This window comes from Paenibacillus sp. FSL L8-0333 (assembly GCF_037965665.1).
GTDB classification, from domain to species: Bacteria; Bacillota; Bacilli; order Paenibacillales; family Paenibacillaceae; genus Paenibacillus_AQ; species Paenibacillus_AQ odorifer.
Genome location: NZ_CP150186.1, coordinates 6,482,389 through 6,507,611, shown reverse-complemented (window position 1 = coordinate 6,507,611; position 25,223 = coordinate 6,482,389). Strand labels below are relative to the sequence as shown.

The 25,223-nt window shown below is 44.6% G+C and carries 18 protein-coding genes; 11 read left to right on the top strand and 7 right to left on the bottom strand.

What is annotated here, in order from left to right:
• Nucleotides 1–16 precede the first annotated feature (16 nt).
• Nucleotides 17–2,032, top strand: a complete 2,016-nt coding sequence (locus NYE72_RS29015; RefSeq protein ID WP_038573706.1) for an EAL domain-containing protein — start codon at nt 17–19, stop codon at nt 2,030–2,032.
• Between the two features lie 77 nt (nt 2,033–2,109).
• On the opposite strand, the gene NYE72_RS29010 is transcribed toward NYE72_RS29015, so the two are convergent.
• Entirely contained in the window at nt 2,110–3,807 is a 1,698-nt protein-coding gene (locus tag NYE72_RS29010; RefSeq protein WP_076145420.1) for a methyl-accepting chemotaxis protein, read from the bottom strand.
• Nucleotides 3,808–4,050: 243 nt separating this feature from the next.
• Between NYE72_RS29010 and NYE72_RS29005 the strand changes: the two genes are divergently transcribed.
• Nucleotides 4,051–4,482, top strand: coding sequence for a MarR family transcriptional regulator (locus NYE72_RS29005; RefSeq protein ID WP_051491215.1), 432 nt, complete (start codon nt 4,051–4,053; stop codon nt 4,480–4,482).
• A 114-nt stretch (nt 4,483–4,596) separates the two neighbouring features.
• Here the strand turns inward: NYE72_RS29005 and NYE72_RS29000 are convergent, their stop codons facing one another.
• On the bottom strand, nt 4,597–6,462 hold the full coding sequence (locus NYE72_RS29000) for an LTA synthase family protein (RefSeq protein WP_038573700.1): 1,866 nt from the start codon (nt 6,460–6,462) through the stop codon (nt 4,597–4,599).
• A gap of 283 nt (nt 6,463–6,745) precedes the next feature.
• Here NYE72_RS29000 and NYE72_RS28995 point away from each other — a divergent pair, with 283 nt between their 5' ends.
• Complete coding sequence (locus NYE72_RS28995) at nt 6,746–9,058, top strand: helicase C-terminal domain-containing protein (RefSeq protein ID WP_076274841.1); 2,313 nt, start codon at nt 6,746–6,748, stop codon at nt 9,056–9,058.
• A gap of 53 nt (nt 9,059–9,111) precedes the next feature.
• Complete coding sequence (locus NYE72_RS28990; RefSeq protein ID WP_038573694.1) at nt 9,112–10,080, top strand: Gfo/Idh/MocA family oxidoreductase; 969 nt, start codon at nt 9,112–9,114, stop codon at nt 10,078–10,080.
• 77 nt (nt 10,081–10,157) lie between these two features.
• Here the strand turns inward: NYE72_RS28990 and NYE72_RS28985 are convergent, their stop codons facing one another.
• Both NYE72_RS28985 and NYE72_RS28980 read right to left on the bottom strand, forming a co-directional pair.
• Nucleotides 10,158–10,841: a CidB/LrgB family autolysis modulator gene (locus NYE72_RS28985; protein WP_036682019.1), complete on the bottom strand. Its 684-nt coding sequence runs from the start codon at nt 10,839–10,841 to the stop codon at nt 10,158–10,160.
• Nucleotides 10,835–11,209 carry a CidA/LrgA family holin-like protein gene (locus NYE72_RS28980; RefSeq protein ID WP_036682017.1) on the bottom strand — a complete coding sequence of 125 codons (375 nt, stop codon included), beginning with the start codon at nt 11,207–11,209 and terminating at the stop codon, nt 10,835–10,837. Before NYE72_RS28980 ends, NYE72_RS28985 begins: the two co-directional genes overlap by 7 nt.
• A 111-nt stretch (nt 11,210–11,320) precedes the next feature.
• Between NYE72_RS28980 and NYE72_RS28975 the strand changes: the two genes are divergently transcribed.
• From NYE72_RS28975 to NYE72_RS28945, 7 genes are all read left to right on the top strand, one after another.
• Nucleotides 11,321–12,250: a LysR family transcriptional regulator gene (locus tag NYE72_RS28975; protein WP_036682015.1), complete on the top strand. Its 930-nt coding sequence runs from the start codon at nt 11,321–11,323 to the stop codon at nt 12,248–12,250.
• Between the two features lie 114 nt (nt 12,251–12,364).
• On the top strand, nt 12,365–12,634 hold the full coding sequence (locus NYE72_RS28970; RefSeq protein ID WP_036682005.1) for an aspartyl-phosphate phosphatase Spo0E family protein: 270 nt from the start codon (nt 12,365–12,367) through the stop codon (nt 12,632–12,634).
• 164 nt (nt 12,635–12,798) lie between these two features.
• Nucleotides 12,799–14,199, top strand: coding sequence for a DNA-binding protein (locus NYE72_RS28965; protein WP_076123994.1), 1,401 nt, complete (start codon nt 12,799–12,801; stop codon nt 14,197–14,199).
• Nucleotides 14,200–14,553: 354 nt separating this feature from the next.
• Nucleotides 14,554–15,000: a MarR family winged helix-turn-helix transcriptional regulator gene (locus NYE72_RS28960; RefSeq protein WP_063829808.1), complete on the top strand. Its 447-nt coding sequence runs from the start codon at nt 14,554–14,556 to the stop codon at nt 14,998–15,000.
• Complete coding sequence (locus NYE72_RS28955; protein WP_036681991.1) at nt 14,993–16,753, top strand: ABC transporter ATP-binding protein; 1,761 nt, start codon at nt 14,993–14,995, stop codon at nt 16,751–16,753. The genes NYE72_RS28960 and NYE72_RS28955 overlap by 8 nt, the downstream gene beginning before the upstream one ends.
• Nucleotides 16,750–18,648 (top strand): ABC transporter ATP-binding protein, encoded by a 1,899-nt coding sequence (locus NYE72_RS28950; RefSeq protein ID WP_076099696.1) that lies wholly within the window; start codon nt 16,750–16,752, stop codon nt 18,646–18,648. The genes NYE72_RS28955 and NYE72_RS28950 overlap by 4 nt, the downstream gene beginning before the upstream one ends.
• Nucleotides 18,649–18,859: 211 nt before the next feature.
• Nucleotides 18,860–21,085, top strand: coding sequence for an MMPL family transporter (locus NYE72_RS28945; protein ID WP_036681987.1), 2,226 nt, complete (start codon nt 18,860–18,862; stop codon nt 21,083–21,085).
• Between the two features lie 455 nt (nt 21,086–21,540).
• Here the strand turns inward: NYE72_RS28945 and NYE72_RS28940 are convergent, their stop codons facing one another.
• The 3 genes from NYE72_RS28940 to NYE72_RS28930 form a co-directional block, all read right to left on the bottom strand.
• On the bottom strand, nt 21,541–21,852 hold the full coding sequence (locus tag NYE72_RS28940) for an antibiotic biosynthesis monooxygenase (RefSeq protein ID WP_339210974.1): 312 nt from the start codon (nt 21,850–21,852) through the stop codon (nt 21,541–21,543).
• Between the two features lie 955 nt (nt 21,853–22,807).
• A complete protein-coding gene (locus tag NYE72_RS28935) occupies nt 22,808–23,527 on the bottom strand; it encodes a 3-ketoacyl-ACP reductase (RefSeq protein ID WP_339210972.1) in 720 nt (239 codons plus the stop codon).
• A 148-nt stretch (nt 23,528–23,675) separates the two neighbouring features.
• Nucleotides 23,676–25,223 (bottom strand): FAD-dependent oxidoreductase, encoded by a 1,548-nt coding sequence (locus NYE72_RS28930; protein WP_036681979.1) that lies wholly within the window; start codon nt 25,221–25,223, stop codon nt 23,676–23,678.

Genomic DNA, 25,223 nt, shown 5'->3' with positions numbered 1-25,223 from the left:
GTGAAGAGGTTAACTAATGGATAAAATGGGAATCCACTATAACGTTTGGATTGTTTTACTATCATTTGCGCTAGCGGCGACTGCAGCTTATTCCGCGCTGAATCTGATCTCGCAAGTCCCTCGCTCGTTTGGGAAAGTTCGTCGCTTATGGTTAATATCGGGGGCATGTGTACTCGGCAGTGGCATATGGTCGATACATTATGTAGGGATTATGGCGAGCCGTTTTCCTTTTAGCGTGAATTATTATCCAGGCAGGGCTGTATTATCGTTATTGGTTGGTGTATTGTGCTGCTATTCGGCATTCCGGATTACGTTTGTGCCACGTTTAAGAAAAAGTTGTTTAATAGTTAGTGGTGTTCTACTGGGCAGCGGGATCTCTGCTATGCATTATATCGGGATGTCCTCCATGAAGATCGCAGCGGAGATCCATTATGAGATATGGACTCAGACATGTGCTGTAATCCTCGTTATGCTCTCGTCTTTTATCGGATTATTTCTATTTCACAAGTTTAAAGACTATGTGGGTTTTAACCGCTGGAAGTTATACTCTGCTCTCTTTATCGGATTTTCGGTGACTGGATTGCATTATACGAGTGTAAGGGCGACTCATTTTGAATATAACGGTCTGCTAGGCAATACAACTTTTTTTATGGAGACTGATGTTATTCTTTTAATGGGAGTATCCTTGGTAACGCTATTTATGCTTGCGATTTCTGGTGGTGCTGTATTTCTGGACCGGCATGTGCTGGAACGGATGGCTTATTATGATCCACTAACTGATCTTCCGAACAGACATGGTCTGGTACGTTATTTTAAAGATGAATTTTTCGGGAGTAGATCCGGCGCCGTATTTTTTGTGGATCTGGATCGGTTTAAGTCGATTAATGATACGCTTGGACATGATATAGGGGACTTGTTACTGCGAGAGGTCGCTATAAGATTAAGACGCTCTGTAGGAAGTAAAGGCAAGGTCTTTCGTTTGGGCGGAGATGAATTCCTGATCGCTCTTCCAGATTGTACTGTGGAGGATGCGCAAGAGGAAGCAGAGCACATTTTATATGAACTTAAGAAATACTACAGCATTCAGGGTAATGAGCTATATGTTACTGCAAGTGTGGGGATCAGTATGACCCCTATGCATGGAACTGACCGCTCAGCATTAATGAAGGCAGCCGATACAGCTCTTTATACCTCTAAGGATTCGGGTAAGAATAAATTCAGTGTGTTCGATCAGGAGATGAACCGCCATCAGCTGCGACGGATGTCGCTGGAGAAGGATCTTCGTAAAGCGCTGGCACGCTCCGAGTTTATGGTTGTTTACCAGCCGAAATGGGATTCTTATATGAATGTTACGGTTGGTCTTGAAGCACTGCTGCGTTGGCGGCACCCTGAACATGGGATAATTTCCCCCGCAGAATTCATTCCCATCGCAGAGGAAACGGGACTAATTGTCCCTATTACCTATTGGATGCTGCATGATGTATGCAGCCAGAACATGCTTTGGCATAAGGAAGAGATAGCAAATGTCGCAGTCTCTATTAATATGTCAGCGCGGATGTTTGAGGGTGGGGGCTTATACGATGTCGTAGAAGAAGCACTCACACGTTCAGGCCTAGAACCACATTTCCTTGAACTGGAGATTACAGAGTCCATTGCGATGAATAACATGGAAGAGACGGTTGCGCAGCTCTCCAGACTTCGGGCACTTGGGGTAAGGGTATCACTGGATGACTTTGGGACAGGCTTTTCGTCCCTTGGTAATTTAGATGAGATTCCAGTCAACACACTCAAAATTGACCAGGTATTTATTCGTAAGAGCAAGATGCATTCCAAGAAAGCCATTATCAGTAATATCATTGCGATTGCCACCAATCTTAATATGGAGGTCGTGGCGGAAGGTGTGGAGACACCAGAGCAGATTGAGCTGCTGCAATCCTTAGGCTGCAGAGTGATGCAGGGTTATTATTATGGGCGGCCAATGCCGGTGCATGAGCTGGGCCAGTGGTTTATAGCGAATACAGCAGTATCGTGACAGATGATCTCAATACATAGAACAAGGGGCTAGCGTCTAAGCAGAATTTCTCTGCTTGGACGCTAGCCCCTTTGCTATTAAGAAACCTTAAATCGTTCAATCAGAATTTGCAGCTTCTCAGCTAGTGAGGACAGGAAAGCTGCTGCAGACTCAACTTCTTCCATTGCGGCAAGCTGTTCTTCTGAGGAAGCGGATAATGTCTCTGCACTGCTGGCTGTCTGATTAGCGACATTTACGATATTCTGAAGGGTTGTAACGATACGGTCGGAAATTAGCGAAAGCTGTCGAACTGTTCCGGAGATCTGCTGACTTTGTGAGGCCATTCCCGAGACAGACATTTCTATCTCCGAGAAGGACTGGCCTGCCGTGGCAATCATTTCTCTGCCGTGCTCCATCTCTTCTGTAGAGCGTTTCATTGTTTCTCCTGCTTGATCCATCTGGTTCACGATGATGTTTACCAGCTGGCCAATTTGCGCAGCGGAATGGGCTGAACGCTCAGCAAGCTTACGCACGGAATGGGCAACGACCGCAAACCCTCTTCCTTCTTCTCCAGCTCTTGCGGCTTCAATCGCTGCATTTAGGGACAGGAGATTGGTTTCCTCTGCGATGCTGGCAATAGTACCCACGATATTTTCGATTTCTTTGGAATAACCACCCAAGGTTTCAATAATGATTGCTAGGTCGGTAATGCTGTCACTTACGACTCTCATCTGCTGTGTGGTGGAATCCATTGCTTCACGGCCTGTACGGGCTTTATTAGCGTTGCTGACCGCATTATTCATCGCGTTATCTGCATTGCCTGCAATCTCTGTGATGAAGCGAGACAGGTCCTGTACAGACTTATATTCGCCCTCCATATTCTGCAGCTGTGAATTCGCGCTATCCGCAAGCTCAATTGTAACATTGACGCTGTACTCACCGGCCCGGTTGGTTTCCTGTGCACTGGCAGAGAGCTCTTCGGACGAGGAAGCTACCTGCATGGAGGTCTCATTGACCTCGGTAATAAGCAAGCGCAGGCTTTGGGTCATGTCATTAAAATTACGGGCTAATGTACCAATCTCATCCTTACTGTTGAATAAAATAGGATTATGAGTAAGGTCGCCTTGTGCAACAAGATTGACCCCTTTAGACAGCTTCGTTAACGGACTTATCATTCGGCGGATTAACAGATAAGCTGCCACGATAGCTATAACCAGAATGGAAGCTCCGATAATAAAGGGCTGAACTATGATATCTTGGGTTCTTTCTTGAATTATGGAGCCATCGAAATTAATAGCCATCAGCGCAACTATAGGTTTGGATGGATCATGATCCTGATAGATGGGGCCGTAACCTGTCTTAAGTGAGGTACCTTCGTATGTATAAACCTTGGAGTAGGAGGAATGCTTGGACTGAGTGATATGTTGCTTAACTTCATCTGGGAAATAAAAAGTATCGCCTGCTTTATAACCTCTAGCCTGGAAGCTTGAATCTGCGGCAAGTACTTTTCCGTCTAAGGATAAGATGAATGCCTCTTTAAAAATAGCCTTATGTGCCACAATCCAACCGATTCGATCCTCTACAGCCTCCAGTTTACTTTGATCGCCTGCCAACAATGCGGAAATATCTGCGGGGTCAATCAGGCCGGTTGTAATATTAGCGCATCCTACCAATTCGATACCTGCGGCTTCGTCTACTTGCTTATAAGCTGTACGGTATCCGAAGAACCCGATGGATGATCCTACAAGAAGTAAGACGATGAACATCATCCAAGTTAATTTAGTTGCTAATTTCATTCTTCGCACCAACCTTGACAAATTATGTTCTCAGTGATAATAGCTCTCACCTCTACGATTATATCGCATTGATATGCTCATAACCTTACATGGAATATAGTATTTCTGTGTCGGAAATTGGAGATTCGTGGAAGTTTGCGCTTTCCAGCATGCTTTCAATGGTTTAGTAGACAAAACCATTGAATCATTACCAGTTCTAGTGGTACGCTTGAGTTATTAAAAACGGATTGGGGTTGAACAAATATGCCACATCAAATAGATCCGTTAATTGATCGTCTTGGACTATCCATGTGGAGAGTACAGCGTAAGATTATGTCTCAAATGTCTTTGCACAAAGAACTCGGACTTACGGTGCCTCAGATGGGTCTGTTAAATATGATAGCGAAAGAAAAGAAGTCGCGGGTGGTACAGCTGGCAGAAAGTATGGAGGTCAAATCCAGTGCAGTGACGGTGATGCTGGACCGTTTGGAGGTGCTGGGTTATATCAAGCGTGAGCCGGATGGGAAGGATCGGAGAGCGGTTGTAGTAACGATCACCGAGAAGGGTCAGCAGGTGCTGGAAGAAGGACATTTCCGGTCCAAAGAACTGCTGGCTGAGCATTTGTCCATACTGAAGCCCGAAGAACTACGCAACTTTGCAGAGTATTACCGTATGATCGAGGATCAGGAGCGTTAGTCAGCTAAGCTTCGGAATGGATATCTTTATAAAAAACAGCAGAGCAGCGGTTCTCCATTATTGGGGAATCGCTGCTCTGCTGTTTTTGTTCGTTGGTTGCCTACGCCCTGTAATTTATTGTTTAGGTTGTTTGTCGGGCAACTGAGTGATATAGCTGTGGGAAAGCTGTAAAAGCCTCAAGGCACGGTTATATTCGTCCTCAGTGGCACTTGGTGTTGTTCCATCGTTATAAATAGAGTACTGAGTGTTGTCTTCAAAGCTGTTACCAGGAATAAGCAATCCTGAGCTGGCAATGAATGAACCAGAAGGTAAATAATATCGTTCTGGCAGCAAATTATAAGTCTGACTGAGTAGATCTTGACCAAAATATACGTTATTCTCTAATGAAATCCCAAGCAGACTTGCAGCGGTTGGCATGATATCCACTTCTCCGCCTACTTCATCAATGGTCTGCGGCGCTACGCCATCACCTGCATGAATAAGCAGAGGGATGTTCATCATATCCGCATAACTGTATTCATGACCATAGATTTCAGTCATCAATTCTTTATCATCATGATCGAGGGAATAAATCGGCAATCCCATATGATCTCCATAAATCATGATTACACTATTGTCCCAGACACCTTTCGCTTTAAGCTCTTCTACAAAATGTCCAAAAGCATCATCCGCATAGTTCTGGGAACGGATATAGTCACCAACAAAAGTACCTTCATAACGCTCTGGCAGCTCCATACGGTATTTTTCTTCCGGAATAGTAAAAGGGTGATGCGCTGACATTGAAATGACTTGAGCGTAAAAAGGCTGCTCCTGTTGGTCCATTTCTTTTAGTTTGTCGGCTGTCTTACTGTAGAGCGTATCATCAGAAGCGCCAAAGAAAAAGACATCATCTTCACCAAAAAATTTGCGATCATAATAATGATCGAAGCCCAGGGAGTCATACAGCTCGCCGCGGTTCCAGAATTCTACGACATTGGTGTGGAAGGTTGCAGTCTGATAACCATTTTCTTTAAGCACACGTGGCAGACTCGGCAGTACCTTATCTACATAGGACATCGTTGCCGCTCCACGTGGAGGGATGTAGAAGGAAGTATTAACTACGAACTCTGCATCCGACGTATTCCCTTGACCAACCATTTGATAAAAATTAGGGAAGTAAAGACTGTCCTTCATCACCTTGTTCAGGTTCGGTGTGATTTCTTGACCGTCTAATTTAAGTCCTAGCAAAAAATTCTGGAAAGATTCCATTTGAATAATAATAAGGTTCTTATCTTTCGCGATGCCTTGAAGTGGAGAACTAGCCGTAGTATTAATCCCCTTCAATTTGTTAATGGCATCTTGTGTAATGTCACTTGAATTGACTAGCTCAGGCTCTTCTTTAGCGAAGATCGTATAGGCTTCATAATTAAGAATTCCCATTTCCTGGGCTTTCTTAATTTCGTTCATGCTGGCCTTATTAGGCAAGATGTTGAACAGGCATAAAGCAAGTGAGACTGCAAACAGAACGCTGTACTTAAGTTTTCCGCCACGGCGGCGGTTGATATTCTCTTTCTTATAGACCCGGCCTTTTTTATTAAAGAAGAAATAAACTCCGAGAATAATGATGTCTGTAAAAATCAGCAGGTAGTATGGATCCATAAGTGAGAATACGCTGTTGCTGACGGCGGTGACTTGATTCACCTGCTCCGCTGCATGGTAAGTCACAATAACACCATAATATTTAAAATACATAATGGCTGCGAAGAAAATGGCTGTCACTAATAAATTTACGGTCATGTAATATCCGAGCTTGCGCTTGGAACCAAAACGTTCAATGATACAGAAGAGCGCCCAAGCAAAGGGGATTTCAGTTAATAATGATTTCCAGGGCAATATATCGTCAAAGATTACGCCCCATGCCAAGAAAGCTTTTAGAATAAAAATTATTGTGAAAAACACAAAAGGTTTAACGATCCACTGTTTAAAGTTAAAGGATGACACAGCTTCGCCTTCTTTCTACATGATAAAACGCTATTTCCCGGCTAGGAAGAAACAGCGCCCCAGACAAAATAATTCCATAGTAATAAAATTTATTATGCAGGGCTAGCTATAGAATGTCAAAAATCGAGATCCTAAGTATAAGCTTAGCGGAGCGCGTAAAGTTAAACACATAGGGTTGAAGCTGACGCTCCTGCTCTCATGCAGGGTTATACAACGAATTCAGGACTAAAATGGCGATTGGGAGCAAAAAGAATATATGGAAAATTAAAGGATGTGATGCCGGATGGGCTCTACAGTAGCTTTATCAGTTAGAACTCTCGTTGAATATGTTTTTCGCAGCGGAAGCATTGAGCCTGGCTTTCATGGAACGGGCGCTATGGTCGAAGGCACAAGAATTCATCAGAAAATCCAAAAGCAATATAAGGAAGGTGACCGCAAAGAGGTTTATTTGAAAACGGAAATTTCTTATGGAAACCTGCTTTATGTTGTAGATGGGCGATGTGATGGATTGCTTGTCTCGGAGGATGGGAGCTTTACGGTCGAAGAAATCAAGTCAACCTCCGGACTGCTGGATTTACTGGATGAGGGACATGAGGTTCACTGGGCACAGGCGCTGATGTACGCATATATGATAGCTCTGGAGCAAGAGCTTTCTTCTATTCAGGTTAAGCTTACCTATGTCCACCGGGCCACTGATGAGCAAAAAAGCTTGTACCGAACGTTGTCTTTTGAAGAGCTGATTTCATTTGTGAATGACACAGTAGCTAGATATGCTCCGTACGCCGAGATGATGGTTCATCATGAGGCTAAGAAGGAGCAGAGTCTTCGGGAGTTGAGCTTTCCGTTCTCCTCTTATCGAAAGGGACAACGTCATTTTGCAGGAGCCGTATATAAGTCCGTCGTGGAAAAGGTCAGTCTGTTCGCTCAAGCACCCACAGGTATTGGGAAAACAATGTCGACGTTGTTTCCTGTCCTTAAAGCGATGGGCGAAGGACAAGCTAAGGGATTGTTCTATTTAACGGCAAAGACGGTTACCCGTTTTGCCGCGCAGGAAGCCATCTCGCTGTTGCTAACGCAGGGACTTCAGCTGCATGTCATCACTATTACCGCTAAAGAGAAGGCCTGTTTTCGCGAAGAGGGGGTTTGCGGTAAGGATTCCTGTCCTTATACGGATGGTTATTATGACCGGATCAACGAGGCGTTGATGGATCTGTTAGAGCACGAGACGCTCATGAGCAGAGACACCATTGCACTGTATGCTCACAAACACAAAGTGTGCCCATTTGAGTTCTCATTGGATGCGGCCTATGCCTGTGATGCTGTGATCTGCGATTACAATTATATATATGATCCTCGCATCAGTCTGAAACGGCTAACAGAGGAAAGAAAGAGAGAAACGGTACTTCTAGTAGATGAAGCACACAATCTGGTAGACCGGGGACGGGAAATGTTCTCCGCCTCTTTGCTGAAAGCCCCTTTCCTGGAGATCCAGCGCCAATATAAAGAAATGAACCGGAGTTTGAGTAAAACCGCTAAATCGGTGAATGCTTTTTTCATCTCCCTTCGCAAAATTTGCAATGAAGAGGGGCAAGGGCAGTGGGACTCGTTCCCGGAGGAGCTGCCAGCTTTGCTTGAGATATTTTCTTTGGAGGCGGAACAGGAACTTATTCACCCCAGCTCCAGCATTGTCTCTCTGAATGGAGAAGATGAAGGGGAAAATGTCCTCTTGGATACATATTTTGCAGTTCAGGGAATGCTCCGCACCTTTAAGACCTATGATGAACGCTACATTACCTATGCTGAGGTTCGTAGAGGGGATGTCTATCTCAAGTTATTCAATTTGGATCCCTCGCATCTGCTTCGGCAGATGTCCAAGAGCTTTCGCAGTCAGATCCTGTTCTCAGCTACACTTTCTCCATTATCTTACTACCGGGATATGATTGGTGCGGTGGAGGAAGATTACAGTTTAACTGTTTCTTCTCCTTTTCAGAAGGAGCAGTGGGAAGTAACCGTCTTACCTGTCTCCACACGTTATCATGACCGGGAAGCTTCCCTAGTTCCGTTGACTAAAGCACTAAGCCAAATGGTCTCCAAGAAGGGCAATTATCTGGTGTTTTTTCCTTCGTACCTCTATTTACAAAACGTATATCAGGCCTTTACGGAGAATTACCCTGAAATCCGGACATTGATGCAGGATACGGGCATGAGTGAGCAAGCTAGAGAAAGTTTTTTAGCTGCATTTAGTCCAGACAATGACGAGACGTTATTGGGATTTGCTGTACTTGGAGGAATTTTTTCAGAAGGTGTGGATCTGCCAGGGGATCGCCTCAATGGGGTTATGGTTGTTGGCGTTGGCCTGCCACAGCTTGGTCTTGAACGCAATCTGCTGCGTCAATATTTTAATGCCAGAGGAAAAAATGGCTTTGATTATGCCTATGTCTATCCGGGAATGTGCAAGGTACTGCAAGCCGGAGGCCGGTTGATTCGCAGCGAGACGGATACGGGCATTATCGTGTTGGCTGATGACCGTTTTTTGCAGAGTCCATATATGCATTTGCTCCCCGAAGAATGGAGAGATTATCTTATCCGCTCGTAAGAGGTTATAATCTACGAAAGGGTATTCATAATCAATCGGCAGGGGGAAATAATATGACATTAAAAGTGGGTATTGTGGGTACGGGTTGGTTCTCTAAGGTACATGCTGATTTGCTGGCAGGGATGGATGATGTCCAGTTGCAGGCAGTCTGTGGAAGCAGTAAAGCCAAAGGCGAAGATATGGCACGTCCATACGGAGCTGCTGGATATGGTGATATTACAGAGATGTTGGATGCAGAGACGCTTGATGCTGTTTATATCTGTGTGCCTCCACAATCTCATGGTGCGATTGAACGTTCATTAATCAAGAGGGATATTCCTTTTTTTATAGAGAAGCCGCTTAGTATGACTACTGAAATTCCTGCGAGCTTGCTGCAAGATATTAAAGAACATAATTTATTGACCTCGGTAGGTTACCATTTCCGTTATCAAGAGAATGTCAGACGGCTCAAGGAAACACTACGTGGTGATAAGATCGGTATGGTTATGGGCCAGTGGATGGGCGGCATGCCGGGCGTAGCTTGGTGGCGTGATCAGGAGCAATCCGGAGGACAGTTCACCGAGCAGACTACTCATATCGTCGATTTAGTGCGTTATCTGGCAGGAGAGGTAAAAGAAGTATACGGCATGTTCGGAAACCGAATTATGCATGAGCAGCATGAAGGTGTGAGCGTAGCCGATGTAGGTACCGTATCTCTGAAGCTTGAGAATGGAATCATAGCTAATATTTCAAATACATGTGTACTGCCTGATCCGGTGGGAAGTGTAGGACTTAGTTTCTATAATGATCGGGGATTGCTGGATTGGAACCCGGATCGTCTCTTGGAAGTGCGAAGTGGCAATAGCACCGAATTTGAAAACACAGGAAATCCATATTTAGTGGAAAGTGAAGCTTTTCTGCATGCTGTACGGACAGGTGATCGTTCACGTATTCTCAGTGACTATGAGGATGGATTCAAGACGCTTAAAGTAACCTGCGCGGCTTACGATTCAGCACAAAGTGGACTTCCGGTTAAATTCTAGGTTTAGATCTCTTAAAAAAAGAACATGTCGCCTTAGATGTGCTAAAGAGACATGTCCTTGGCTCAAGCTGGGTTAGCCTAGTGGAGGAATACCGCGAGTAAAGCTGGCGCCACACCTATGGATAACAGCGCGGACAGAATCATCGCAATACTGGAGATGGTTCCGGTCAGTGAACTAAGCTCGAAGGCCTTGGATGTTCCTGTACCATGCGCAGCGGTTCCCAGCGATACACCACGCGCGATTTCATTGTCAATGCGGAAGATGCGGAGCACTGTAGGGCCCATCATTGTACCGAGTATCCCGGTAATGATGACGAAGACTGCAGTAATACTCGGTACACCGCCGATACTTTGCGAGATGCTCATAGCGATCGGCGTAGTCACCGAACGTGGAACCAGACTGGCTGCCAGATCGCCGCTGACATGCAGCCATTTGGCGAGCAGAATAGAAGAGATCACCGCTGTTATCGTCCCTGACAGCACGCCTGCCGCAATTTCGGCGGCGTGCTTTTTGAGCACCTTGAAGTTTTTATGCAAAGGGATTGCAAAGGCCATAGTTGCCGGTTGCAGCAAATCCGTCAGCCATTTGCCTCCCGCATTGTAAGAATCATAAGTAATGCCTGTGATGAGTAAGAAGATAATCATAAGCACTGGTGTAATGATCAATGGAGAGGTGTACACTTTGCCACTAGAAGCATAAATGCGTTTCGCCAGTAGATACACAGCAACCGTAAGACCGAAGAATAACAGAGCGTTTAACATGATCCTTTCCGCTCCTTTGCTTTGTAAATTCTACTGGTAAGTAATCCGGAACTGGCCATTACAACAATCGTACCCAAAATGACCACCGCGAGGATTCGTAAACCATCAGTTTCCAGAATATTCGCGTATTTCATTACGCCAATAGCAGATGGAATAAAGAACAGCAGGAGCTCAGCCAGTAGCCAAGAAGCACCAACTTCAACCCAATTCAGATGAATGACACCAAACTCAAGCAAAAGAAACAATATAATCATTCCGAGTATGCTTCCGGGAATAGGGATATGCAATAATGGGGTTACAGCATTGATTAGTAATGAGAATAGGGTAAGTCCCGCTACCTGCAGCAAGCCTATAACAATCTTTTTCATAAGGCTTCGCTCCTTTCATGATAATGAAAGTTTACAACAATTGTTTTCATAGGTAAAATGAATAGATTGAATAAATGACATTCCTTTTGTCTATGTATCGGAGGTTGGAAGATGGATATCCGACAATTAGAATATTTCGTCCAAGCAGCACGAATGAAAAGCTTTACTCGGGCTGCCGAATCCTTATATATTTCTCAGCCAACGATCAGTAAAATGATCCGGAATATGGAGATCGAGCTGGAGGCGGATTTGTTTTACCGTGAAGGGAAAAGTGTCCGGCTTACAGATGCGGGGGAAATTCTGTTCACCAAAGCGCAAAATATCGTGGAGTCGTTCGCCAGCTTGTCTTCTGAGCTGGATAGCTTACGAAATTTGGAGCAGGGCCACATCCGCATCGGTCTGCCTCCAATGGTAGGGGCGAGCTTTTTTCCTTCGGTGATTGGTCAATTTCATAAACGTTATCCGCAGGTTACTATTCGTCTGCATGAGGATGGCGCGAAAAAAGTGGAAGAAGATGTAGAAACGGGCTTGCTGGACATCGGAATGGTTGTGCTGCCTGTAAATACAGCCAAACTTCATTGTTTCACTTTTGTTGAAGAGAAGCTGAATCTTATTTTACCTGTAGGACATCGGCTGGCCGGTGCAGACTTTGTTCCTTTAAGTGAACTGGCCGAAGAGGAGTTTGTGCTGTTCCGGGAGGATTTTACGCTGCATGATCGGATTATTACGGAATGTGTGAAGGCGGGATTTCAGCCTAAGGTAATCTATGAGAGCTCCCAATGGGACTTAATTAGCCGCATGGTGGCTGCCGGTATGGGAATCGCATTGCTGCCAGAGACCATATGCCGGGATATGGATCGATCACGGTTAGTTGTTGTGCCTTTGACGGATCCGGTAATTCCGTGGCAGCTTGCTATGGCGTGGCGTAGAGACCGTTATTTATCTTTTGCGGCACGCGAATGGATTTCTTTTGCAAAGGGACTTTTGCGAGAACAGTATCCCAATGAGCTCCCTGACCAGCATGCGGAGGACTCTGAATAAATAGTAATTCCGTTTTTGTTAGAAGCTCTACAATTTTTCTTTTTTTTGAAAATATGTTTTTTGGTATCATGACTTATGATAGGAGAAGATGTTGATAGAGAGAAGGAGAGAGATGTGACACAAAATCCAAATTCCTCCAAGAATAATCATAGAAAAGATTATAAAGAAGATGAGCTACTTGTAACTATAGAGAGTCTTAGATGTGAATTGCTGGAGGTTGCAGAGCAACGGAGTCTTAGTGACCGTGCTGTTTTAGAGCTTAGTGAGCGATTAGACAGCTATATTTTGCTGGCACAAAATAAGATGATGGAAAATTTGCGCAACCGGAAAGCCGGCATTACATCCTATAGTAGAAGTTCCAAAAGCGCCATCACTGTTAGCTAAACTACCAACAACATAGAATTATAATACTATGAAGATGTTACTGATCTAGAGGAGCGTATTAGGCTCCTCTATTTGTCGTACAATCTATTTGTTGTACAATCCATAACTTTCACCTATAATGTCAATTAATAGAATCTTTTCAAGTCAAACTTTGGGGGTGCCGAGTGGAGGGAAAGTTAACAACTATACGCTCAGAAATTGAGAAAAATTTGTCCCGCTCCGGCCATAATCTCGCCTCATTTTCAAAAATTTGTGGCCTGAATCGAGGCAGCCTCAGTGCAATTCTGCATGGAAATCCGCCGAAGCCTATGTCCTTGGGACAAGTAGATGCAATTATAAAAGCCTTTGGTTTTCCAGAAGGTTGGTTATATCCTCTATATGTTGATGAATGCTTCAATGATGAGAAGGTCTCACGCCGTAGAGTGGAGCCTTTTTTGATTCGTTGTGCTGAATTGGGCAAACAGCCTTGTATTGAGGACACTTTAAGCAGATTACTGGAATATCCGAAGTCTCTGGATATCGTTTATTCGGTAGCTGATAAATTGTTTAAAAAAGGTAAAATAGATGAATCGATATTTTTTTATAAAGTTGTAGCTGAGAATGAGTCCGACAGTTACTCGGAGCGGCTCGCAATAAGTCATTATCGTATTTTTAGAGCAATTTTATCCATCGTCGATTCAGACGAGAAGTTACATGCAGTTATTACTTTTGAACCTTTCAGGAATCGTCTACCAGAAAATATGCAATTGGATGGTCTCTTAACTTTGACACAGTTATGTTTCGATCTTCGTCGTTGGAATAAAATGGAGTCGTTCGCTGATGAGCTAAGAACGCTGGCTAATGCTGTTTACCGCGAGCAACTGCGAAGTAATGTGGATAAACGTAAGGAAGTTCTTCATACGGAACGTCCACTAGTGGTTTATTACGGTCATGGGTATTTGCTTAAAGCAATTTCGCTGACCAAGCAAGGTAAATATGAAGAAGCTAAAAAGTATACTGCAGGCTACGCAGATCTTGGCTGGTTTGAAATGATGAATGAAGAAGGTCGTCAGGCGGTAGAACAATTTCGGTTATTCGCAATGGGCAATGGTTTCACAATTGAGTTGTTGATGGGTAATGTGGATGTTCTATCTTCCTACGCGGCCTTTTTAGCAGATCACCCAGGTGAAATCTTAGCTGGACTTATAACTATTATGGATGCTGCTAATCGTTACGGGTTCTCTGCTGACAGTGTACTTACACGATTCTCACGAGAAATGTTGAGGTTTGAAGGGTTCCAGGAGCCTAATAATGTAGATCGTGTATTTCGTTTGTACTATCAAGTAGCAATCTATGAAATAAATAAGCAATGTTATAGCACAGGTGTAGATTATCTTCTGAAATCTTTGGAGTTATCTATAAAGCAAAACAACGGAAAAGATTTCATTAATTGTATAACTTTATTTGAGACGAGCAGGGATTACGCTACTGCTTCTCAACAGGATAAATATAGAGAACTAGTAAAGGGGGTGAGAAAAAATGAAAAAATCACTGTTGATGATGGTAAGCGTGTTAGCATTGTTTAGCTTCATTATCATTGGACCTGTGGGCTCTGGAAGTAATGGAGGCATTACAACCTATGAGCACGGAGCTTGGTTCTAAGGGATGAAAACATCTATTCAATCCTTAAAATACAGAGCAATACATAAACCGATAACTACTCCCTTGCACTCGTGCTGGGGAGTTTTCTTTTTCGTAATAATTGATAGCGTATTCATAATTTGACAAAGCAATCCGGCGAAAATATAATTAGGTAGCCTAAATAATATAGTGTTTAATAATTAGTTGACCTAACTAAAATAGAGGTGAAGGAAATTGGGATAAACGGAGGAAATACAGAAAATACTGAAAATTCAGTCGCACACGGGCTTTTTGCGGCGATGAAACGCCTGCATAAAGCTCAATGGCAAAAGGGCGTTGAGGGCCACAAGCCAAGTGAGATGACTTTAATGATATGCATTGAAAAATGGAATCATTCTGATGAAGAGGGTCTTAAGGTGTCTGAAATCAGCCGACTACTTGGATTCACTCCTCCTACCATCACGCAGCTGATTAACAGTCTTGAAGCGAAACAGATGGTGGAAAGACACGCGGATCCTTCGGACCGAAGAGTTGTACGCGTAAAATTGACGGAACGTGGAAAAGAACTCACACGAAAAGCGGAACATTATCGTGATGTGATGCTTGATAAGCTTGTACAACACTTAGGCGAAAAAGACACTAAACAGCTCACAGAGCTATTGCTTAAAGTACATGAATACGTTGAGGATAATCCACCACCTGATTGGGATAGGCTACAAATGAACGGAGATGAGAAGCTTGATTAAATTATTTAAACAACTGAAGCCTTTTAGGGTAGCTATTGGTGCTGTATTAATCCTTGTATTTTTGCAGTCCATGGGTGATTTATACCTTCCTACTCTGATGTCTGACATCGTCGACAAAGGGATCGTTCAAGGAGATCGCGCTTATATTTGGAAAATAGGTAGTTTCATGCTCATGGTTGCAGGTGGCGGTGCTTTATGTTCGGTAATTGCCAGTTACTTATCGGCAAAAGTGGCGGCTGGGTTTGGTAAAATCACGCGTGCTCGAGTCTTTAATCATGTAGAGAATTTCACTCTGCATGAATTCGATAAGTTAGGTACAGCGTCTTTGATTACACGTACAACAAATGATATTACACAAGTTCAAACCGTACTTACTATGATGTTGCGCATGATGATCGGGGCACCGATGATGATGATTGGTGGTATCATCATGGCAGTATCTGAAGATGCTAAATTATCATTGATTTTTGTAGTCGTTATTCCTGTACTTGTTGGGGCGATCTTCTTTATTGGGATGAAGGGTCTGCCACTGTTTAAAGCCATTCAGATTAAGCTTGATAAATTAAACCTGGTGCTGCGTGAGCATCTGACAGGTATTCGTGTTATTCGTTCTTTTAACCGGATTGATCATGAGAATAGACGTTTCACCGAAGCTAACCGTGATCTTACGGATACAGCTATCAAGGTCAACAAAATCATGGCCGGCCTGATGCCGCTGATGATGATTGTAATGAACTTTTCTATGATTGCTATTCTTTATTTTGGTGGAATTCGAATTGGTGACGGCGATCTGCAAGTTGGGTCCCTGATGGCATTTATCCAATATGCGATGCAAATTATGTTCTCTCTGATTATGGTATCGATGATGTTCGTGTTAATTCCGCGTGCTTCAGCTTCAGCCGTGCGTATCAATGAGGTACTGGATATGCAGCCTGAATTTACAGATCCTACTGAGAGTGAACTGCATACAACAGCTCAAGCTACTAAAAAAGACGGGCGCGATTCTTTACGTGGTTTTGTTGAGTTTGAGAATGTATCTTTTTCCTATCCAGGGGCAGAACAGCCTGCACTTTCCAAAATTAGCTTTAGTGCTCGTCCGGGTGAAGTTACCGCAATTATCGGGGGTACCGGATCGGGTAAATCTACGCTACTTAGCCTGATTCCAAGGTTCTATGATGTTAATGAAGGTGCTGTACGCGTAGACGGAGTGGATGTGCGTGAGATGACACAGGAAGAGCTGCGGAGCAAAATCGGTTACATCCCTCAAAAAGCAGTATTGTTCTCGGGTACGATTAATGAGAACATCCGCTACGGTAAAGAGGATGCTACGGATGAAGAAATCATTCATGCATCCAAGGTGGCTCAAGCCTACGATTTCGTATCCGCGATGAAGGATGGGTTTGACTCGGAAATTGCCCAGGGCGGGAATAACGTCTCTGGTGGTCAGAAACAGCGGTTGTCCATTGCTCGGGCGCTTGTGAGAAAACCTGAGGTGTATCTGTTCGACGATAGCTTCTCAGCTCTTGATTTCAAGACAGATGCCAAACTTCGCGCGGCTCTCAAAGCTGAAACTACGGAATCCACCGTATTGATCGTAGCTCAGCGGGTTAGCACCGTTATGGATGCGGACCGGATTATTGTAATTGATGAGGGTGAAATTGCTGGAATGGGCACTCACCGTGAACTGCTCGAGAGCAGTGATGTGTACCGCGAGATCGTATCCTCGCAGCTGTCAGAGGAGGAAATAGCATGAGCGAACAAAACAGAGAACATAAGCCTGCAGCTCCCCGCGGCCATAAAGGTCCGGGTGGACCGGGTGGCGGTCCTGGAATGAGGATGCCGGCAGAAAAGGCTAAAGATTTTAAAGGTACACTTCGTCGCTTGATCAAATATTTACGCCCACGTATGGTTCAATTGATTATTGTACTAATTATGGCGATTGCCAGTACGGTGTTCAGTATCTTCAGTCCGAAGGTTATGGGTAAAGCTACAACCAAACTGTTCGAAGGTGCTTACGGCAAATTGATGGGTGTAGAGGGTGCCTCCATTGATTTTGGATATATTAATGATATTCTGATCCTGCTCGCGGGATTGTATCTGCTTAGTGCTTTGTTTAGTTACATTCAGCAATATGTAATGGCTGGAGTAGCGCAGAAGGTAGTTTATGACATGCGTGAGCAGATCAACAGCAAGCTGGAGCGTTTACCTTTAAAATATTTTGACTCCCGTACACACGGGGAAATTCTCAGCCGTGCTACGAATGACGTGGATAACATCAGTACCACGTTGCAGCAAAGTTTAACGCAGCTGATTACCTCAATCGTCACTATTATTGGTGTTATTGTGATGATGCTTACCATCAGCCCATGGCTGACTTTAATCACGATTACTACGTTGCCACTCAGCTTTATTGTGATTATGGCGATCTCCAAACGTTCGCAGACTTATTTTGTGAGACAGCAGAAATCGCTTGGTCAGTTGAATGGTCATGTAGAGGAAATGTATACAGGGCACCGGATTATTAAAGCTTTCGGCCGCGAACCGCAGTCGCTTAAAGATTTTGATGAAATAAACGATAAGCTATATGATTCTGGCTGGCGCTCCCAATTTATGTCGGGTATGATTATGCCGCTTATGATGTTTATCGGTAACTTGGGTTATGTGCTTATCTGTGTTGTGGGTGGTATTTTTGTTACTAAAAAAATGATTGATGTCGGGGATATCCAAGCCTTCATTCAATATTCACGTCAGTTCACCCAGCCGATTGCACAAACGGCTAATATTGCTAACATTATTCAATCCACCATTGCTTCCGCAGAACGTGTATTTGAACTTCTGGATGAAGAAGAGGAAGTCAAAGAAGTTAATACTACACTTGTGAAGCTTGATGAAGGTGCTCCGGAAGGCTCCGTTGAGTTCCGTCATGTGAAATTCGGCTATAAAGAGGATGCTATTCTGATTGAGGACATGAATATTGAGGTTAGTCCAGGTCAGACTATAGCTATTGTCGGTCCTACTGGTGCTGGTAAAACCACTTTGATTAACCTGTTGATGCGCTTCTACGAGCTTAACGATGGGGAAATTATCATTGATGGCGTCAACATTACCGATATGAAACGGAGTGACCTACGCAGTAAATTTGGTATGGTGCTTCAGGATACCTGGCTCTTCAACGGTACGATTCGTGATAACATTGCTTACGGTCGTGAAGGTGCATCAGAAGCTGATGTGGTGCGGGCGGCCAAGGCTGCGCATGCTGATCACTTTATCCGCACACTTCCGCTTGGCTACAATACGGTGTTAAATGAAGAAGCTTCTAATATTTCACAAGGACAGAAGCAGTTGATTACTATTGCTCGCGCTATTCTTGCTGATCCATCGATCCTCATTCTTGATGAAGCAACGAGCAGTGTCGACACACGGACTGAATTGCTGATTCAAAAAGCGATGAATGCGCTGATGCAAAACAGAACAAGCTTCGTTATTGCCCACCGTCTCTCGACGATTCGTGATGCGGATCTCATTCTTGTCATGAACCAAGGTAGTGTAATCGAGAAAGGCAACCACGAAGAACTGCTGGCACAAGGCGGATTCTATGCGGATCTCTATAACAGTCAGTTCTCTGAAGGGGATTTGGACGTAGGCTAAATTGAAGTGAAGAAAAAAGTATAGTTAATCATAAACCCCTCTTTTCACATGATGCTGATTTTTTATGTGAAGAGAGGGGTATTTTATATGTGATGAGGTGCTTTAATTTTTCTGAAAAATAAAAAAAGTTTGATTAAAAATTAAAGCATATATATGATAGAATAAAAAATGACCCGCGGCTCATTTTTAAGGCTGCAAGGTAAAGGAGAGGATGAAGGGAATGTCAGGCTACGGAAAATGGGTGGCAGGAAAAAAGACGAAGTGGATTACTCTTCTCGTATGGATAGTGCTTGTAGGTGCACTTACCCTGTTATGGCCTGCAGTGAATTCTCAGGTTGCTAATAATGCGCCTAACCTCCCAGATGATTCACAATCGGTACAGGCAGCAGCTATTGCAGAGCAAGAATTCCCTAGTGGAAGTGGAGTGCCTGCGCTGCTCGTATGGCATAGAGAAGGCGGGCTTTCACAAGATGATTTAGTACATATCACTGCTGTGTACAAGAAGTTGGAGCAGCAACCATTGCCCCATCAGAATTTTGTTCCACCATTAGGACAACTGCCGCCACAAGCATTACAAGCCTCGTTATCTGAGGATCTTAGTACGCTGGTAACCCCAGTGCTTTTTGATAAAACGGCAGATAGTGATCAGCTCGGCGAAGCTGTGACAGAAATGAAGAAGATCATAAACACGGAGACGGGCGGAGACCCCTCTGCTGCTAAGGTAGATGGAAAAGACCTGAGTTTACGTGTTACAGGTCCAGTGGGCATCTCCATAGATGCTACAGGGCTGTTCAAAAACGCAGACGTTTCCTTGTTAATTGCTACGGTTATGCTTGTTCTGGTGTTCTTATTGGTGATCTATCGTTCGCCGATATTGGCGTTTATTCCGCTTATTGCGGTTGGGTTCGCTTATGGCGTAACTAGCCCGATTCTTGGAAAAATGGCGCAAGAAGGCTGGATCACAGTGGATTCACAGGCGATCTCGATTATGACCGTTTTGTTATTCGGAGCTGGTACGGACTATTGTCTGTTCCTGATTTCACGGTTCCGGCAGTTGTTGAAGGTAGAGGAGAGCAAGAGTCGTGCCCTTCTTCGCTCCATTACCGAATCTTCAGGTGCAATTGCTATGAGCGGCTTCACCGTCGTGCTCGCGCTGTTCGCATTATTGCTGGCTAAGTATGGAGCTTATCATCGTTTTGCCATTCCATTTAGCGTGTCGATCTTCATCATGGGAATTGCCAGTCTAACCCTCGTACCAGCACTGCTGGCGATCTTCGGACGGACCTCGTTCTTCCCATTCATTCCGCGCACACCGCAAATGGAGGTAGAACGGGCTAAGGCTAAAGGCAAACCTGTTCCTGAACCCAAGGTTTCCCGTAAAAAGGGCATTGGCGGCTTGGTAGTAACCCGGCCTTGGGCTATCGTAGGTGTGACCGTTATCGGCCTGGGGATTCTGGCTTCATTCTCCAGTGGCATCAAATTTACCTATGATATCCTATCCTCTTTTCCTAAAAATATGGAGTCCCGCGAAGGGTTCGACCTTATTGGCAAACAGTTCTCCCCCGGAGAATTGGCTCCAGCGAAGCTGATTATTGATACCCAAGGAAAAGCGAGCGGAGAGGATCTAAAGGTCATTCTGGGCGGACTCACCTACGTGGACACGGTTTCCGATCCGCAGCAGGGGGCAGTAAACAAAGATATTGTTGGTTTTGATATTGAATTTAAAAGCAATCCTTACTCACTAGAAGCGATGGGGCATATTCCCACCCTTCTTGCTACCGCAGAGCAGGCATTAATCGATGTAGACGTTGCGAACCCTGCGGATCATGTGTGGGTAAGCGGACAGACGGCAACACAGCACGACACTAAAGAGATTGGAGATCGGGATACCGATCTGATTATCCCCGTGGTCATCGGAATGATCACCTTACTGTTGTTGATATATCTGCGTTCAATAGTGGCCACCATCTATCTGGTCGGCACCGTTATTCTCTCCTTCTTCTCAGCGCTTGGCTTAGGCTGGATTATCATTCACTATGTGATGGGAGCTGATGCCATTCAGGGAGCGATCCCACTGTATTCCTTTGTTTTCTTGGTGGCACTTGGAGAAGACTACAACATCTTCATGATCTCGAATATCTGGAAAAAGCGTAAAACCATGCCGCTTAAGCAGGCTATCGCGGAAGGTGTGAATGAGACCAGCTCGGTAATTACCTCTGCCGGCCTCATTCTGGCAGGTACATTTGCTGTATTGGCAAGCTTGCCGATTCAGGTGCTTGTGCAGTTCGGTATCATCACCGCTCTTGGTGTTCTGTTGGATACCTTCGTGGTTCGTCCGTTCCTTGTACCAGCTATTACGACGCTCTTTGGTCGTTGGTCGTTCTGGCCGGGTAAACATCAAGAGGTGGAGACTCCTCAGCCAGATGTAAGTAAATAATGAGTTTATAAACAACAAACAGGGATGTCCCAGAGCCATATTGGCTCCGGACATCCCTGTTTGTTTAGTCTTAGGTCCAGGACATCGCTGGATAATAGTGCTGCTTGTACCAACTAACTGACCTGTATCTAATAGGCTAATCAATAAGTCTGCTGGACGATAATTACTCTAAGTTTTTACTGTAGCAATTAGCATTTAGAAGCGATAACTGTGTTAATTAGCCCGCTGCATTGGTTAGCCAAGAGGTAAAGATAATTAGCCCGCTGTATTGGCTAGCCCGGCGGTAAGAGTTAACTAGCGCGCTGCATTGGTTAGCCAGGAGGTAAAGCCAATTAGCTCGTTGCAACGGTTAACCTAGCAGTAATAGTTAATTAGTTACTGTGCTTATCGGGCAACAATCCCGTACACACTGCTGGTCCAATCTAGCTACAACTCCGATTGGTTAGTCCTAATACTTAGTTACCAGGCGTGCGGCTGATCATTAGCTCATATTTATCGATGGAAGCACCCAGGATTGCGTCATTACCACCAGCACCACGGTGCGACTGACGGAAGGACTCGCTGGAGGTCCAGCCTTTGAACGCATCCTCATTCTCCCATACGGTGCAGATTTTTAATTCCTCGATACCTTCTTTGGCATTTCCGCGCCATACCTCCATACGTACAAAACCAGGCATATCCGGTACACCATTATTTCCTCCGAAACGTTGAGCAATAGCTTCGCCATGACCTTCTTTTACTTTAATAGTATTAGTTACTACCAGCATGATAGATAAACCTCCGATCAGAAAGTTAGTATATTCTCAGGACATTGTGAATCGAAATAATATAACATGAGAACCTCGGAAATTAGTATCAAGATCTCAAGGTAACATCGTGATTCTCAAAAGCACAGTACACCCGAAAGTACGGAGCAATGGTATATGACACAAGGCACAAGACACAAGGACAAGGCGCAAGGTACAAGGTACAAGGCACAGAACACAATACACAAACCACAAACCAACTAACAAAATAAAAGACCACCCCAAAAGACACAAGAACGCGGGCGCTTAATTGCACTTTGTACACTTAAATTATCCGTCACACCACAAACGATCGAATAAGTGTATTCTCTGCAACTAATTTGTGCGAATCTGGTGAATTGACGAGAATAGCCTTCTTTTAACTGTATAGAGTGCAACTAAAGTATGATTTATCCTCTAATTACGCTGAATAGATGTACAAAGTGCAACTATTATCTATTTAAACGTTAAGTATTGTGCAAACTCAGGTACCTGCCAAAAATCAAAGTGTCTACTGCAAGTAAAGTGGCTACAGCAAGTAAAGTGTCTATCGCAAGAGAAAGTAACTACTGCAAGTAAAGTGCCACCTCAACCATAAAACGTTACTCTAAGCCAAAGTGCCAACCCAACTCCAAAGTGTTTACTCAAAACCACCATTCCAGCTAGCACCTAATTGCAGTCCCGGTTACCTAATATAGCCCACAAATGAAGTTACATTGCAGAATGTGCAACAGAATGACCCGAATGTTGTCTGAATAAGGCAGTCTGTTGCATTCTGTACAATAGAATCAAGCCCCAATCGCCTAAAAGGAGGGGAGCCACTAAATTGATTGCACAAAGTGCAATCACCCAAGGCCTCATCCTCGTCTAGAGCGATTCTATTGCACAAAGTGCAATCACCCCAGATCATCCGGCTCCCTACGCGTCCAGCGCGATTTTATTGCGGATTGGTGGTCCACAGTCCTGCTGTTTTTAGGAAGACGCGATCCGGCAGCTTCAAAGCTGTCAGTGCCAATTCAGCAACATCTTCAGGTTGCATCATGCGGTCTTCGTCACCGATTTTAAGTCCAGCATTGGAAGCTAGGCCAGTGTTCACGGTGCTTGGAGTCAAGGCTACGACGCGGATATTGTGTTTGCGCACTTCTTGTGCGAGGGCTTCGGTCATGCCCATGAGAGCGAACTTGGATGCGCAGTAAGCAGAACCTGTCGCGAAGCCGCGTTCTCCGGCTGTGGATGAAATATTGATGATATTTCCGCCATTTTTCTCAATCATCGCAGGCAGTGCAGCACGGGTTACGTAATAAGTACCGTAAAGATTAACTTGGATGTGGCGCTCCCAGTCTGCAGGGTCCATTTCTACTAAAGTGCCGAATTTTGCAATCCCGGCATTGTTGATTAATGCATCAAATGCTCCAAGCTCATTTTGCAGGGAAGCAACAGCACGTTCAGCTTCTTCACGTACGGCGATATCGGCCACGGCAATGCTGACTTTAACATCATATACTTCCGTTAAGGCTGATTTTAACGCTTCGAGATCACCTGAAGTTCTGGAGATCAGGCCTAAATTAGAACCTTCCTTAGCCAGTGCCATAGCCAAGGCTTTTCCGATCCCTTTGCCTGCACCAGTAATTACAACACTCTTTCCTCTCAAATCCATCTCTATCGTCACTCTCCTTCAAACTTTTTTGAAGCAGCTGCTTCATTCAAGTCTTATTATACCTGAATGCTGTAGGGCAATTACAATCGCCCCTTAGAAAAGGGACTGCAATTTTTCATGAATCCGAACTGCCTTTTCATGAAAAGTATTATTCATGGAGTTTCGTCAGCGGTACCGAAGCAGGGCCCTCTAAAACTTCGCCATCGTAGGAGAAACGGGAGCCGTGGCAAGGGCAATCCCAGGAACGATCCCCGTTGTTCCATTCGCATTCACAGCCCATATGGGTACAGGTTCTATCCACCAGATGAAGTTTACCTTCTGGATCCTTATAAGCTCCCACACGTTTGCCATCATGGAACACAACGGCCCCTTCGTCAGCTTCTAAATCAGTTGTCTTTTTATGGACGATTTCCACTTTGCCCGCCACGAGCTCTTTTGCCACATTGGCATTTTGCACGATGAAGTTTTTTAGGCTGGTGCCAGCTTTGAAGCGGGACGGATCGTACAATTCGGTATACGGATTATCTTTGCGCTGAATCTGATCCGAGATGATCTGTGCAGCCAGCGTACCGCTTGTCATGCCCCATTTTCCAAAACCTGTAGCGATATAAATCTCTTCGTTGTCCGAAATCTTGCCGATGTAGGGCACTCTGTCTAGGGTGATTAAATCCTGTGCTGCCCAGCGGTAAGGGATTGTTTTGATGCCGAGCAGATTTCCTGCGAATAGCTCCAAGTTCTCATAATGTCCTATCGTACAGATGCCCTGGCCTGTCTTATGATTGTCTCCCCCGACAATGACCAGATTCCTGCCTTCCCACTCTACTGCACGCAGAGAACGGGTGGGTTCGCTTGCGCTTAGATACATTCCACCCTCAAAATCCGTTTCAGGCTGGATCGCCAGACAGTAGGAACGTTCAGCATGCAGCCGCGAGAAATATAATGCTCCTCCATCGTAGAAGGGGAAATGAGAAGCTGAAACGGCGTAGCGGCAGGTGATCCGATACTCGTCCTTTTCAGTAAAAAGCGTAAGCTTATCGTTCTTCTCCACCTTATCTGCCATCATCGTATGCTCATAGATTACGCCACCTTTATCCTGAATGACCTTCAGCAGGCCCTTCAGATATTGCAGCGGGTGAAAGCGGGCTTGTCCTGGTAATTTAATGGCACCACTGGCCATCAGAGGGATAGAGACGTTATCTAGCCACTCTCCGGGCAGACCCAATTGTTCATAGGCTTTATACTCTTCCTCCAGTTGTTTAAGCGTCTTATGATCTTCAGCATCCGCGTACAGAAAAGCTGCCTCATGTTTCATGCCGCAGGATACTTCAAGTTCCTCAGCAGTATTCTGGATCCAATTCATAGCCTCGCTGTTCGAACGATAATAGAGCCGGGCTTGTTCCTGCCCAAAATGTTTTATCAAATGATGATAGATTAGCCCGTGCTGTGCTGAGATTTTTGCACTGGTAAAACCCGTAGTGCCACTTAGAATTTCCCCTGCTTCCAAGAGCGTGACTCTGTAGCCTGCTTTGCTGAGGAGATAGGCTGTTGTAATGCCTGTAATTCCACCGCCTACCACTGCCACATCTGTAGAAATATCTTCAGCCAGCTTTGGAAAAGTCGGTAAATCCGTGGTATCTCTCCATAATGATTCCGGAAATTGTGGAAGACTTTGCGTTATCTTACGGTTTGGGTCCAT

Excerpts from the sequence above, each read along its gene's own strand:
- NYE72_RS28990 (WP_038573694.1), top strand. The coding sequence starts at position 9,112 with ATGACATTAAAAGTGGGTATTGTGGGTACGGGTTGGTTCTCTAAGGTA.
- NYE72_RS28960 (WP_063829808.1), top strand. The coding sequence starts at position 14,554 with ATGAAACGCCTGCATAAAGCTCAATGGCAAAAGGGCGTTGAGGGCCAC.
- NYE72_RS28950 (WP_076099696.1), top strand. The coding sequence starts at position 16,750 with ATGAGCGAACAAAACAGAGAACATAAGCCTGCAGCTCCCCGCGGCCAT.
- NYE72_RS28945 (WP_036681987.1), top strand. The coding sequence starts at position 18,860 with ATGAAGGGAATGTCAGGCTACGGAAAATGGGTGGCAGGAAAAAAGACG.
- NYE72_RS29005 (WP_051491215.1), top strand. The coding sequence starts at position 4,051 with ATGCCACATCAAATAGATCCGTTAATTGATCGTCTTGGACTATCCATG.
- NYE72_RS28940 (WP_339210974.1), bottom strand. The coding sequence starts at position 21,852 with ATGCTGGTAGTAACTAATACTATTAAAGTAAAAGAAGGTCATGGCGAA.
- NYE72_RS28985 (WP_036682019.1), bottom strand. The coding sequence starts at position 10,841 with ATGTTAAACGCTCTGTTATTCTTCGGTCTTACGGTTGCTGTGTATCTA.
- NYE72_RS28980 (WP_036682017.1), bottom strand. The coding sequence starts at position 11,209 with ATGAAAAAGATTGTTATAGGCTTGCTGCAGGTAGCGGGACTTACCCTA.
- NYE72_RS28995 (WP_076274841.1), top strand. The coding sequence starts at position 6,746 with ATGGGCTCTACAGTAGCTTTATCAGTTAGAACTCTCGTTGAATATGTT.
- NYE72_RS29010 (WP_076145420.1), bottom strand. The coding sequence starts at position 3,807 with ATGAAATTAGCAACTAAATTAACTTGGATGATGTTCATCGTCTTACTT.
- NYE72_RS28935 (WP_339210972.1), bottom strand. The coding sequence starts at position 23,527 with ATGGATTTGAGAGGAAAGAGTGTTGTAATTACTGGTGCAGGCAAAGGG.
- NYE72_RS28975 (WP_036682015.1), top strand. The coding sequence starts at position 11,321 with ATGGATATCCGACAATTAGAATATTTCGTCCAAGCAGCACGAATGAAA.
- NYE72_RS29015 (WP_038573706.1), top strand. The coding sequence starts at position 17 with ATGGATAAAATGGGAATCCACTATAACGTTTGGATTGTTTTACTATCA.
- NYE72_RS28930 (WP_036681979.1), bottom strand. The coding sequence starts at position 25,223 with ATGGACCCAAACCGTAAGATAACGCAAAGTCTTCCACAATTTCCGGAA.